Raw genomic sequence first — 13,686 nt, forward strand, 5'->3', positions numbered from 1 at the left:
GCCAATGGCACAACTTTATTTCTACTATTCGGCAATGAATGCCGGGAAATCCACCGCGTTGCTGCAATCCTCGTACAATTACCAGGAGCGCGGGATGCGTACCGTTGTTTATACGGCTGAAATTGACGATCGCTTTGGCGCAGGTAAGGTGAGCTCAAGAATAGGACTCTCGTCGCCTGCGAGGCTTTTTAACCCGAAAACCGATCTGTTTGAAGACATTCATGCAGAACATGCTGCGCAGCCGATTCACTGTGTCTTGGTCGATGAGAGCCAGTTTCTGACGCGTGAACAGGTATATGCCCTGTCAGAAGTGGTCGATGAGCTTGATATCCCCGTTCTTTGTTACGGTCTGCGCACGGATTTTCGCGGTGAGCTCTTTGCCGGGAGTCAGTATTTGCTTGCTTGGTCGGATAAACTTGTTGAATTGAAAACAATCTGCTTCTGCGGTCGCAAAGCCAGTATGGTGCTTCGTCTTGACCAGGCCGGTAAACCTTATGCAGATGGTGAGCAGGTGGTGATAGGCGGTAATGAACGCTATGTTTCGGTCTGCCGTAAGCATTATAAAGAAGCGTTGTCTGTAGGCTCGCTGACGGCGATTCAGCACGACAACAGAAAATAATGTCAGTCTTGTTATTCAGACATAAAAAAACCCGCCAATAAGGCGGGTTTTTCATCTGCTGCTGTCAATTAAGCGCTTTTCTTCGCTTTCTTGTCAGCTTTGATGACAGGAACTTCTGTTTTCACAGCGGCAACATCACCTTCTTTGAACTCACGACCATAGTAGGTATCCAGCAGAATCTGTTTCAGCTCGGAGATCAGTGGGTAGCGCGGGTTAGCACCAGTACACTGGTCATCGAAGGCATCTTCAGACAGCTTATCTACATGAGCGAGGAAGTCAGCTTCCTGAACGCCTGCTTCACGGATAGATTTAGGAATACCCAGCTCAGCTTTCAGGCTTTCCAGCCATGCCAGCAGTTTCTCAATCTTCGCAGCAGTACGGTCGCCCGGTGCGCTCAGACCAAGGTGGTCAGCGATTTCAGCATAGCGACGACGTGCTTGTGGACGGTCGTACTGGCTGAAAGCAGTCTGTTTAGTTGGGTTGTCGTTAGCGTTATAACGGATAACGTTGCTGATCAACAGGGCGTTCGCCAGACCGTGAGGAATGTGGAACTGTGAGCCCAGTTTGTGCGCCATTGAGTGGCAAACACCCAGGAAGGCGTTGGCAAACGCGATACCTGCGATGGTTGCTGCACTGTGAACGCGTTCACGTGCTACCGGGTTTTTAGACCCTTCATTGTAGGACGCTGGCAGGTTTTCTTTCAGCAGTTTCAGAGCCTGCAGAGCCTGACCGTCAGAGAACTCAGATGCCAGTACAGAAACGTAGGCTTCCAGGGCGTGAGTTACCGCATCCAGACCACCGAACGCACACAGTGACTTAGGCATTTCCATGACCAGGTTTGCATCAACGATAGCCATGTCTGGGGTCAGCGCGTAGTCAGCCAGCGGGTATTTCTGACCTGTCGCATCGTCTGTTACTACCGCAAATGGTGTAACTTCTGAACCGGTACCGGAAGTAGTGGTTACCGCGATCATTTTGGCTTTTACGCCCATTTTCGGGAACTTGTAGATACGTTTACGGATATCCATAAAGCGCAGCGCCAGTTCTTCGAAGTGGGTTTCAGGGTGCTCGTACATGACCCACATGATTTTCGCGGCATCCATTGGGGAACCACCGCCCAGTGCGATAATCACATCTGGTTTGAAGGAGTTAGCCAGCTCAGCACCTTTACGTACAACGCTCAGGGTAGGGTCAGCTTCAACTTCAAAGAACACTTCAGTTTCAACGCCAGCCGCTTTCAGCACAGAGGTGATCTGGTCAGCGTAGCCGTTGTTGAACAGGAAACGGTCAGTCACGATGAGCGCACGTTTGTGGCCATCAGTAATCACTTCATCCAGCGCGATTGGCAGTGAGCCACGGCGGAAGTAGATAGATTTCGGAAGTTTGTGCCACAACATGTTTTCAGCTCGCTTAGCAACGGTTTTCTTGTTGATCAGGTGTTTTGGACCAACGTTTTCAGAGATGGAGTTACCACCCCAGGAACCACAACCCAGAGTCAGGGAAGGTGCGAGTTTGAAGTTGTAAAGGTCACCGATACCACCCTGGGAAGCAGGGGTGTTGATCAGGATACGCGCAGTTTTCATCATCTGACCGAAGTGAGCGACGCGTTCTGGCTGGTTATCCTGGTCGGTGTACAGGCAAGACGTGTGACCGATACCGCCCATGGCAACCAGCTTCTCAGCTTTCTCTACCGCGTCTTCGAAATCTTTCGCACGGTACATGGCAAGCGTAGGAGACAGTTTTTCGTGTGCAAACGGCTCGCTCTCGTCGACAACTTTCACTTCACCGATCAGGATTTTGGTTGTAGCCGGGACGGTAAAGCCTGCAAGTTCAGCGATTTTGTACGCTGGCTGACCCACGATAGCGGCGTTCAGCGCGCCATTTTTCAGGATAATGTCCTGAACTGCTTTCAGCTCTTTGCCCTGCAGCAGGTAGCCGCCGTGGCTGGCGAAACGTTCACGAACGGCGTCGTAAACAGAGTCTACGACAACAACAGACTGTTCAGATGCACAGATAACGCCGTTATCGAAGGTTTTAGACATCAGTACAGACGCAACGGCACGTTTGATGTCAGCGGTTTCGTCGATAACAACAGGTGTGTTACCGGCGCCAACACCGATCGCTGGTTTACCGGAGCTGTATGCGGCTTTAACCATGCCAGGACCACCGGTCGCCAGGATCAGGTTAATGTCCGGGTGATGCATCAGCGCATTGGAGAGCTCAACGGAAGGTTGGTCGATCCAGCCAATCAGATCTTTTGGTGCACCAGCAGCGATCGCCGCCTGAAGGACGATATCCGCAGCTTTGTTAGTCGCATCTTTCGCACGTGGATGTGGAGAGAAGATGATTGCGTTACGGGTCTTCAGGCTAATCAGTGATTTGAAGATAGCAGTAGACGTTGGGTTAGTGGTCGGAACGATACCGCAGATGATGCCGATAGGTTCAGCGATGGTGATGGTACCGAAGGTGTCGTCTTCGGACAGCACGCCACAGGTTTTCTCATCTTTATAGGCGTTGTAGATATACTCGGAAGCGAAGTGGTTTTTAATCACTTTATCTTCCACGATACCCATGCCGGATTCGGCAACGGCCATTTTAGCGAGAGGGATTCGAGCATCTGCAGCAGCCAGTGCGGCCGCGCGGAAGATTTTATCAACCTGTTCTTGGGTGAAATTGGCATATTCACGCTGGGCTTTTTTAACGCGCTCGACGAGGGCGTTCAGTTCAGCGATATTAGTAACAGCCATAATGCTCTCCTGATAATGTTTAAACTCTTTTAGTAAACCAGCGCTCGATACGTCACACAGTATAGACAGAGCCGATACGACTTGCGTAACACAAAGTAAAACAAAGAGTTACTTTCTGCGTCAGCACACTAATTTACTAAAAGAGCCTTACCTTAGCATCATCCCTTTTTGTCAGGTGACCTCCCTGGGGGTGTAACCAAGATTACTCACTTCTGAGTACTGAAATCATGATCTGTGTCAATTTTTCCCCAAGCTGATACCTTTCAGCAGGGTTATTTCTTTGAGATTTTTCCAGTGTTAAATAATTAAGTAAGTATTGGAAGCAGCACTATCATTGATTATACATCTGTTTAACATCCTGAAATGATAACGTTTTGGTACAGATTTCAAGTGAAGTATGCTGATAAAAAGGGTATCTTCAGCGCGATTTCTCACGACAAATTGTCAGTCCCGGGCATGTGTATAAGCGGAGCAAAACGTGATCCAAACGCTCTTTGATTTTCCAACGTATTTTAAATTTTTTATTGGTTTGTTTGCCCTGGTCAACCCGGTGGGGATCATTCCAGTCTTCATTAGTATGACGAGTTACCAGACGGCGGCGGCCAGGAACAAGACCAACCTTACCGCTAACCTGTCGGTCGCTATCATATTGTTGACCTCCCTTTTTCTCGGAGACACGATTCTTCAGCTGTTCGGGATTTCAATTGATTCTTTCCGCATTGCGGGTGGGATCCTGGTCGTGACCATCGCTATGTCCATGATCAGCGGTAAGCTGGGCGAGGATAAACAGAACAAGCAGGAGAAGTCAGAAACCGCCATCCGCGAAAGTATTGGCGTGGTGCCACTGGCCTTACCGCTCATGGCTGGCCCTGGCGCCATCAGTTCAACCATTGTCTGGGGCACGCGTTACCATAGCCTGATGCACCTGATTGGTTTTTCCGTCGCCATTGCTATTTTTGCGCTCTGCTGTTGGGGAGTGTTCCGCATGGCACCCTGGCTTGTACGCCTGTTGGGGCAGACGGGAATTAACGTCATAACGCGTATCATGGGCCTGCTGTTGATGGCGTTAGGGATTGAATTTATCGTGACGGGAATTAAAAGCATTTTCCCCGGTTTGCTGCACTGATATTTCGTATGAAAGAACGGAGCAACGGCTCCGTTTTTTTACGTCATTATCAGTAAATCCTATAACTAAAGTTGAAATGCTCACATATCATAATAAATTCTACTAATAATGTTCATTACTTGTATTTCAATAAGTTATTAATCCCCTTAAAACCCGCCTGCACAGAAAATCTTCGATCGCTCTGTTATTTTACTCACATGATACTCTGGGGCTTGCTGAGAGATAACCGAAATGATATTAGTAATTTCAACATTCCCCTAGATGAATGTGCTAAATAATAACCAGTTGTTAAATTTTTGTACAAAATCACTCGATGATAGCGCAGCGACGCGCTTGTAGAGATAATTTTCTCTATCCTATTGAATATCATGTTTTTTTAGTGATGTTCGATATCCGGCAAGGCTGCCCTCAACGATACGGTACTCACCGTAAAAGAGAATTGCTTAACAAATTTGCAAAATGTATTGGCGCGCGTTTACGCCATTTGATACTTTCCGGCCTAATATTTTGCAGCATAAAACAAGCAGATGAGAATTATTTTCATATGGTTCTCTTCTCAGATATCCATCGCAGGTCTCAAACAGGGGAGGCCTGTTAAGAATCGACGCAAGACGGCCATACGAGCGGTCAGTAATAAAAAAGTCGGTGATAGCAAGCAGTAAAAGAAGAACCTGACAGCAGCAAAAAAAACTCCTGCGCTGTACAGGCCCCAACAGGGGATTACACAGCTGGCGAAGGCCAGTCATTATAATGAGTGGAGTACCAACACAATGTCCATCATCACAAAAAAAAATCTGGTAGCGGCGGGGATTTTAACTGCGCTAATCGCGGGCAACGCTGCAATGGCTGCGGACGTTCCTGCAGGTGTTCAACTGGCTGAGAAACAGACGCTGGTGCGTAACAACGGTGCGGAAGTTCAGTCTCTTGATCCGCACAAAATTGAAGGTGTTCCTGAGTCTAACGTTAACCGCGACCTGTTCGAAGGCCTGCTGGTAACAGACGTAGACGGCCACCCGGCGCCGGGTGTAGCAGAAAAATGGGAAAACAAAGATTTCAAAGTCTGGACCTTCCATCTGCGTAAAGATGCGAAATGGTCCGACGGTACACCGGTCACAGCCGAAGATTTCGTTTATAGCTGGCAGCGTCTGGCGAATCCAACCACCGCCTCTCCGTATGCGAGCTACCTGCAATATGGCCACATTGCCAATATTGATGACATCATCGCGGGCAAAAAACCTGTTACCGACCTGGGCGTAAAAGCGATCGATGCCAATACCTTTGAAGTGACGTTGAGCGAACCTGTTCCGTACTTCTATAAGCTGCTGGTTCACCCGTCCGTCTCTCCGGTACCAAAATCCGCCGTGGAAAAATTTGGTGAAAAATGGACCCAGCCTGCCAATATCGTGACCAACGGTGCCTATAAGCTGAAAGACTGGGTGGTCAACGAGCGTATGGTGCTTGAGCGTAACCCGCAATACTGGGACAACGCTAAAACCGTTATTAATCAGGTGACCTACCTGCCAATTTCGTCCGAAGTGACTGACGTTAACCGCTACCGCAGCGGTGAAATCGACATGACCTATAACAACATGCCGATTGAGCTGTTCCAGAAACTGAAGAAAGAGATCCCTAAAGAAGTTCACGTCGATCCGTACCTGTGCACCTATTACTATGAAATCAACAACCAGAAAGCACCGTTTACCGACGTACGTGTTCGTACCGCGCTGAAGCTGGCACTGGATCGCGATATCATCGTCAACAAAGTGAAAAACCAGGGCGATCTGCCGGCGTACAGCTATACCCCTCCATACACCGATGGCGCAAAACTGACCGAGCCAGAGTGGTTCAAACAGACTCAGGAACAGCGTAACGCGGAAGCGAAGAAACTGCTGGCCGAAGCGGGCTACACCGCAGATAAGCCGCTAACCTTCAGCCTCTTGTACAACACCTCCGATCTGCACAAAAAACTGGCTATCGCCGTCGCCTCGATCTGGAAAAAGAACCTGGGCGCGAACGTGAAGCTGGAGAACCAGGAGTGGAAGACCTTCCTCGACAGCCGTCATCAGGGCACCTTTGACGTGGCGCGTGCTGGCTGGTGTGCGGACTATAACGAACCGACCTCCTTCCTGAACACCATGCTGAGTGACAGCTCAAACAACACCGCGCACTATAAGAGCCCGGCGTTTGACAAGCTGATCGCCGACACGCTGAAAACCACTGACGAAGCACAGCGTACTGAACTGTACTCTAAAGCCGAGCAGCAGCTGGATAAAGATTCCGCGATCGTTCCGGTTTACTACTACGTTAACGCCCGTCTGGTGAAACCCTGGGTAGGTGGATATACCGGTAAAGACCCGATGGATAATATCTACGTTAAAAACTTGTATATTATCAAGCATTAATGGCAATGAGTGGGGCGGGCATGCTCGCCCCACGGTGTCTAACCAACGTCACATAATATAGGCACACGCCAGAAGGTACGGGCAATGTTGAAATTTATCCTACGTCGCTGTCTTGAAGCGATTCCAACGCTATTTATTCTCATCACGATTTCCTTCTTCATGATGCGTCTTGCGCCGGGCAGTCCATTTACCGGTGAGCGTACGCTGCCGCCTGAAGTCATGGCGAATATCGAAGCGAAATACCACTTGAACGATCCTATCTCCACCCAGTACTTCAATTACCTGAAGCAGCTGGCCCACGGTGATTTTGGACCGTCATTTAAATATAAAGACTATTCCGTTAACGACCTGGTGGCCTCCAGCTTCCCGGTTTCGGCGAAATTGGGTGCTGCGGCATTCATTCTGGCGATCGTTTTCGGGGTCACCGCAGGCGTTATCGCCGCGCTCAGACAAAATACCAAATGGGATTATGCCGTAATGGGGGTGGCGATGACCGGGGTAGTCATACCCAGCTTCGTTGTTGCGCCATTACTGGTGATGATATTTGCCATTACGCTGAAGTGGCTGCCTGGCGGCGGCTGGAACGGCGGGGCATTGAAGTTCATGATATTGCCGATGGTGGCATTATCTCTGGCGTACATCGCCAGTATCGCGCGTATCACCCGTGGTTCAATGATCGAAGTGCTGCACTCGAACTTCATTCGTACCGCGCGTGCTAAAGGGCTGCCGATGCGTCGGATTATCTTCCGCCACGCGCTTAAGCCGGCACTGTTGCCCGTGCTCTCCTACATGGGACCGGCATTCGTCGGGATCATTACCGGCTCGATGGTTATCGAAACAATTTACGGCCTGCCGGGCATCGGCCAGCTGTTTGTTAACGGCGCGCTTAACCGCGACTATTCGCTGGTACTGAGCCTGACTATTCTCGTCGGTGCGCTGACCATTCTCTTTAACGCTATCGTTGATGTCCTGTACGCCGTCATCGACCCGAAAATCCGTTACTAACTGGAGCACGCCATGATGTTGAGTAAGAAAAACAGCGAGGCGCTGGAAAACTTCAGTGAAAAACTGGAAGTGGAAGGTCGTAGCCTCTGGCAGGACGCGCGCCGTCGCTTTATGCACAACCGCGCGGCGGTTGCGAGTCTGGTGGTTCTGGTGATCATCGCGCTGTTTGTGATCCTGGCGCCGATGCTGTCGCAATTTACCTATTTCGACACCGACTGGGGCATGATGTCCAGCGCGCCGGATATGGAATCAGGCCACTATTTTGGCACGGATTCATCCGGACGCGATCTGCTGGTGCGTGTCGCTATCGGTGGCCGTATCTCTCTGATGGTCGGTATTGCTGCCGCTCTGGTGGCGGTGATCGTGGGGACGCTCTATGGCTCTCTGTCCGGCTACCTTGGCGGCAAAGTGGACTCGGTGATGATGCGTCTGCTTGAAATCCTTAACTCCTTCCCGTTTATGTTCTTCGTCATCCTGCTGGTGACCTTCTTTGGTCAGAATATCCTGCTGATCTTCGTGGCCATCGGGATGGTGTCATGGCTGGATATGGCGCGTATTGTTCGCGGCCAGACGCTGAGCCTCAAACGCAAAGAGTTTATCGAAGCCGCGCAGGTCGGCGGTGTCTCTACCGGCAATATCGTGGTTCGCCATATCGTTCCTAACGTGCTGGGCGTGGTGGTGGTCTATGCCTCGCTGCTGGTGCCAAGCATGATCCTGTTTGAATCTTTCCTGAGCTTCCTGGGTCTCGGTACACAAGAGCCGCTGAGCAGCTGGGGCGCGCTGCTGAGCGATGGCGCAAACTCAATGGAAGTGTCTCCGTGGCTGCTGCTTTATCCGGCGGGTTTCCTGGTCGTTACCCTGTTTTGTTTTAACTTTATCGGCGATGGCCTGCGTGATGCCCTCGACCCGAAAGACCGTTAAGGAGCGCCGTCATGACAATTATTGAAACGGCAACCGCGCCACAGGCGCAGCAGCGGAGCGACCTTCTGCTGGACGTAAAAGATCTTCGCGTCACCTTTAAGACTCCGGACGGGGATGTCACCGCCGTGAACGATCTCAACTTCAACCTGCGCGCGGGTGAAACGCTCGGCATCGTCGGTGAATCCGGTTCCGGGAAATCTCAGACCGCCTTTGCGTTAATGGGCCTGCTGGCTGCTAACGGCGTGATTGGGGGCTCCGCGAAATTTAACGGTCGTGAAATCCTTAACCTGCCGGAGCAAGAGCTGAACAAGCTGCGCGCCGAACAGATCTCGATGATTTTCCAGGATCCGATGACTTCTCTGAACCCGTACATGCGCGTTGGTGAGCAGCTGATGGAAGTCCTGATGCTGCACAAAGGTCTGGGCAAAGCCGAAGCCTTTGAAGAGTCGGTCAAAATGCTCGATGCGGTGAAAATGCCGGAGGCACGCAAGCGCATGCGCATGTTCCCGCACGAGTTCTCTGGCGGTATGCGTCAGCGCGTGATGATTGCGATGGCGCTGCTCTGCCGGCCTAAGCTGCTGATTGCCGATGAACCTACTACCGCGCTGGACGTTACCGTTCAGGCGCAAATCATGACCCTGTTGAACGAGCTGAAGCGTGAGTTCAACACGGCGATTATCATGATTACCCACGACCTGGGCGTGGTGGCGGGCATCTGTGACAAAGTGCTGGTAATGTACGCCGGGCGAACGATGGAATATGGCAAAGCGCGCGATGTCTTCTATCAGCCAGCTCACCCGTACTCCATTGGCCTGCTGAACGCGGTGCCGCGTCTTGATGCGGAAGGGGAATCCCTGCTCACCATTCCTGGCAACCCGCCAAACCTGCTGCGCCTGCCGAAAGGCTGTCCGTTCCAGCCGCGCTGCCCGCACGCGATGGAAATCTGCAACAGCGCTCCGCCGCTGGAAGAGTTTGCACCAGGCCGTCTGCGCGCCTGCTTTAAGCCGCAGGAGGAACTGGTATGAACGCATTAGATGAAAAACGCAACGTGCTGCTCGAAATTGCTGACCTTAAGGTGCATTTCGACATTAAAGACGGAAAACAGTGGTTCTGGCAGCCGTCGAAGACCCTGAAAGCGGTGGATGGCGTTACGCTGCGCCTGTACGAAGGGGAAACCCTGGGCGTGGTCGGAGAGTCCGGCTGCGGTAAATCGACCTTTGCGCGCGCCATTATCGGTCTGGTAAAAGCGACCGACGGCAAAGTGGCCTGGCTGGGTAAAGATCTGCTGGGCATGAAACCCGACGAGTGGCGCGAGGTGCGCAGCGATATCCAGATGATTTTCCAGGATCCGCTGGCGTCGTTAAACCCGCGTATGACCATCGGCGAGATTATTGCCGAGCCGCTGCGGACCTATCATCCGAAGATGTCTCGTCAGGAAGTGCGCGATCGCGTTAAGGCGATGATGATGAAAGTCGGCCTGTTGCCTAACCTCATCAACCGCTACCCGCACGAATTCTCCGGCGGCCAGTGCCAGCGTATTGGTATCGCCCGTGCGCTGATCCTCGAGCCGAAGCTGATTATCTGCGACGAGCCGGTTTCCGCGCTGGACGTGTCCATTCAGGCACAGGTGGTTAACCTGCTGCAGAAGCTGCAGCGTGAAATGGGGCTGTCGCTGATCTTCATCGCGCATGACCTGGCCGTAGTGAAACACATTTCAGACCGCGTGCTGGTGATGTATCTGGGTCACGCCGTGGAGCTGGGTACCTATGACGAGGTGTACCACAATCCGCTGCACCCTTACACCAAAGCGCTGATGTCCGCTGTGCCAATCCCCGATCCGGATCTGGAAAAGAATAAGACCATCCAGCTGCTGGAAGGTGAATTGCCCTCACCGATTAACCCGCCGTCGGGCTGCGTCTTCCGCACGCGCTGCCCAATGGCCGGGCCGGAATGCGCGAAAACGCGTCCGGTTCTGGAAGGCAGTTTCCGACATGCGGTTTCCTGCCTGAAAGTAGACCCGTTATAATCGCAAGGGCTGACATGATGTCAGCCCTTATTTTTTGCGAGGTAATCGTGTCGCGTTTATTCACGTCAGCCCGTCGGCGGCTTTATCATTTTTTATTCGATCCTGAAACGGTATCCGGACGACGCTTCGAAGGTCTTTGCGGTTTATTTGCGCTTCTCAGCGTGGTCGTCATCTTTATTGAATCGGGTGCCGGGACGCAATATCACCTGACGTTTGACGAATGGCACATCTTTGTCTGGCTTGAGCTGGCGATTACCCTGGTTTTTACCGCTGAATATCTCCTCCGGGTAATAGCCTGGCCCAACCCGGCCCGATATGTTTTCAGCTTCTGGGGATTTATTGATTTAGCCACCATTCTGCCGCTCTACGTCATGTGGCTGTGGCCGGAAATCAGCCTGAGCTATGTCTTTGCCTGGCGAGCGATGCGCGTTATTCGCGTATTACGTATTCTGAAATTACTGCGTTTTATGCCCTCATTACGCGTGTTCTGGAGTGCAATCGTCAGCGCACGGCATCAGCTCATTCTGTTCTACTCGTTTATCGCCATCGTCATGATTGTTTTTGGCGCGCTGATGTATTTAATAGAAGGACCCAAATATGGCTTTACGACGCTCAATGCCTCCGTCTACTGGGCGATTGTGACCGTCACGACCGTGGGTTATGGTGATATTACTCCCCACACGCCGCTGGGCCGCATTGTGGCGTCAGTGCTGATTTTGATTGGCTATTCGGTGATTGCCATTCCGACTGGACTTATTACCACACACATGAGCAGCGCGTTTCAGAGCCGCAAGCAGCAGCGCAAGTGTCCTCATTGCCAGCAGGGTGAACATGAACACGACGCGCGGTTTTGTCATCGCTGTGGCAATAAATTGCCGGAGTAAATAAAAAAGGCTGCAATCGCAGCCTTTTTTATTATTCGCGCCAGAGTATATGGCACAGCTTATGGTCTTTCTCTCGACACAGCAGGACGCGAGCGAAAATATCGTTAATTTCACCACCGTCTTCATCTGCCAGCCCAATTACCACTTCGGCAAAAAAGTCAGGGTTCAGGTCGAAATCCACATGCTCAGCCCAGTCTTCTGAAGGGTCAAACAGCTCGGCACCGCCGCGCTCTTCGAACTGCAGATTAAAAAGGATCACGTCTGCGGGATCGAGGTTATCAACCGCCAGTTCGAGAAAAATGTCATAGGCCTGCTCGAGCGTTTCGTCTTCGGTCAGGCGATTGTTCAGATCCATTTCCATGATGACTACCTGTTTAACATCGTTGGGCACGTTTTACAGCAACGGACTAAAGAAGTAAAACAGTCGTTCGGCAATTCTCTGCCACAGCGGACGTTTTACCCACAGTCTGGCATCCAGCAGACGCGAGCGGGAGATATAATCATCCTGCACCGCCGCGAGATCGCCGCCAAAGCCGGCATCATCAATGACCAGCGTGATTTCAAAGTTGAGCCACAGGCTGCGCATATCCAGGTTGACCGTGCCCACCAGGCTCAGCTCACCGTCGACGAGCACGCTCTTGGTGTGGAGCAATCCGCCTTCAAACTGGTAAATTTTCACCCCGGCGGCCAGCAGTTCGCTAAAGAATGCCCGGCTGGCCCAGCCCACCAGGAGAGAGTCATTTTTGCGCGGCAAAATGATGCTCACATCGACACCGCGCTGCGCGGCTGTACAGATGGCGTGCAGGAGGTCGTCGCTGGGGACAAAGTAGGGCGTCGTCATGATCAGATATTCACGCGCCGAGTAGGTTGCCGTCAGCAGCGCCTGATGGATCAAGTCCTCCGGGAAGCCCGGCCCGGAAGCAATGGTATGAATGGTATGACCGCTGGCCTCCTCAAACGGCATAATATTGCCGTCCGGCGGCGGCGGCAGGATACGCTTGCCGGTTTCAATCTCCCAGTCGCAGGAATAAACGATGCCCATCGAGGTGGCAATCGGCCCCTCCATTCGCGCCATCAAATCAACCCATTGACCTACTCCTGAGTCCTGTTTGAAGAAGCGCGGGTCGACCATGTTCATGCTGCCGGTGTAGGCAATATAGTTATCGATCATGATCATTTTGCGATGCTGGCGGAGATCCATCCGGCGCAGAAACACGCGCAGGAGATTCACCTTCAGCGCTTCAACCACTTCGATCCCGGCATTACGCATCATGCCCGCCCAGGGGCTACGGAAAAATGCCACGCTACCCGCGGAGTCAAGCATCAGGCGGCAATGAATGCCGCGCCGCGCGGCGGCCATCAGCGACTCAGCGACCTGGTCAGCCATCCCGCCGGGCTGCCAGATATAAAAAACCATCTCGATATTATGACGAGCCAGCTGAATATCGCGGATTAACGCCTGCATGACGTCGTCAGACGAGGTCAGCAGCTGCAGTTGATTGCCCTTAACGCCGCCAATCCCCTGGCGGCGCTCGCACAGCTTAAACAGTGAGGAGGCGACGCTGCTGTTCTCCTCGGCAAAAATATGTTTGCAGGCTTTAAGATCGTTCAGCCACTTCGCGGTGGAGGGCCACATGGCACGGGCGCGCTCGGCACGGCGTTTACCAAGATGAAGCTCACCAAAAGAGAGATAGGCAATAATTCCCACCAGCGGGAGGATGTAAATGATCAGAAGCCAGGCCATGGCAGAGGGTACGGCTCTGCGCTTCATCAGGATGCGTAATGTCACACCCGCGATTAACAGCCAGTATCCCAGAATGACCAGCCAACTCACCACGGTGTAGAAGGTTGTCATAGGTAAAAAAATCCTTTTGAAAGCGTATTGTTATGAGTGTACGCATCAGGATTCATCTGGCAAATAAAAACGCCAGGTAAAAGCGCTGGTTTGCTGCCGGG

The 13,686-nt window shown here is 52.0% G+C and carries 11 protein-coding genes; 8 read left to right on the forward strand and 3 right to left on the reverse strand.

Annotated features, from left to right (window positions below):
• Nucleotides 1-4: 4 nt before the first annotated feature.
• Complete coding sequence (tdk, locus tag AC4IBF_RS09290) at nt 5-619, forward strand: thymidine kinase (RefSeq protein WP_111965933.1); 615 nt, start codon at nt 5-7, stop codon at nt 617-619.
• A 68-nt stretch (nt 620-687) separates the two neighbouring features.
• Here the strand turns inward: tdk and adhE are convergent, their stop codons facing one another.
• Nucleotides 688-3,366, reverse strand: coding sequence for a bifunctional acetaldehyde-CoA/alcohol dehydrogenase (gene adhE / locus AC4IBF_RS09295; RefSeq protein WP_059446810.1), 2,679 nt, complete (start codon nt 3,364-3,366; stop codon nt 688-690).
• Between the two features lie 478 nt (nt 3,367-3,844).
• Here adhE and AC4IBF_RS09300 point away from each other — a divergent pair, with 478 nt between their 5' ends.
• The 7 genes from AC4IBF_RS09300 to AC4IBF_RS09330 all read left to right on the forward strand — a co-directional run bounded on the left by AC4IBF_RS09300 (nt 3,845) and on the right by AC4IBF_RS09330 (nt 11,730).
• Entirely contained in the window at nt 3,845-4,492 is a 648-nt protein-coding gene (locus tag AC4IBF_RS09300; protein ID WP_008502784.1) for a YchE family NAAT transporter, read from the forward strand.
• 770 nt (nt 4,493-5,262) lie between these two features.
• Nucleotides 5,263-6,894, forward strand: coding sequence for an oligopeptide ABC transporter substrate-binding protein OppA (gene oppA, locus AC4IBF_RS09305; protein WP_095449162.1), 1,632 nt, complete (start codon nt 5,263-5,265; stop codon nt 6,892-6,894).
• Nucleotides 6,895-6,978: 84 nt separating this feature from the next.
• A complete protein-coding gene (oppB, locus tag AC4IBF_RS09310) occupies nt 6,979-7,899 on the forward strand; it encodes an oligopeptide ABC transporter permease OppB (RefSeq protein WP_008502786.1) in 921 nt (306 codons plus the stop codon).
• Between the two features lie 12 nt (nt 7,900-7,911).
• Nucleotides 7,912-8,820, forward strand: coding sequence for an oligopeptide ABC transporter permease OppC (oppC, locus tag AC4IBF_RS09315; RefSeq protein ID WP_252093091.1), 909 nt, complete (start codon nt 7,912-7,914; stop codon nt 8,818-8,820).
• Between the two features lie 11 nt (nt 8,821-8,831).
• Nucleotides 8,832-9,845, forward strand: coding sequence for an ABC transporter ATP-binding protein (locus AC4IBF_RS09320; RefSeq protein ID WP_008502788.1), 1,014 nt, complete (start codon nt 8,832-8,834; stop codon nt 9,843-9,845).
• Nucleotides 9,842-10,846 carry a murein tripeptide/oligopeptide ABC transporter ATP-binding protein OppF gene (gene oppF, locus AC4IBF_RS09325; protein WP_045404928.1) on the forward strand — a complete coding sequence of 335 codons (1,005 nt, stop codon included), beginning with the start codon at nt 9,842-9,844 and terminating at the stop codon, nt 10,844-10,846. The genes AC4IBF_RS09320 and oppF overlap by 4 nt, the downstream gene beginning before the upstream one ends.
• A 14-nt stretch (nt 10,847-10,860) precedes the next feature.
• Nucleotides 10,861-11,730 (forward strand): ion transporter, encoded by an 870-nt coding sequence (locus tag AC4IBF_RS09330; RefSeq protein ID WP_172621915.1) that lies wholly within the window; start codon nt 10,861-10,863, stop codon nt 11,728-11,730.
• 31 nt (nt 11,731-11,761) lie between these two features.
• On the opposite strand, the gene AC4IBF_RS09335 is transcribed toward AC4IBF_RS09330, so the two are convergent.
• Together AC4IBF_RS09335 and cls are read right to left on the reverse strand one after the other, a co-directional pair.
• Nucleotides 11,762-12,091 carry an HI1450 family dsDNA-mimic protein gene (locus tag AC4IBF_RS09335; RefSeq protein WP_006810881.1) on the reverse strand — a complete coding sequence of 110 codons (330 nt, stop codon included), beginning with the start codon at nt 12,089-12,091 and terminating at the stop codon, nt 11,762-11,764.
• Nucleotides 12,092-12,124: 33 nt separating this feature from the next.
• Nucleotides 12,125-13,585: a cardiolipin synthase gene (cls, locus tag AC4IBF_RS09340; RefSeq protein WP_008502791.1), complete on the reverse strand. Its 1,461-nt coding sequence runs from the start codon at nt 13,583-13,585 to the stop codon at nt 12,125-12,127.
• Nucleotides 13,586-13,686 lie beyond the last annotated feature (101 nt).

Source organism: Enterobacter sp. Taxon_8 (assembly GCF_058354585.1).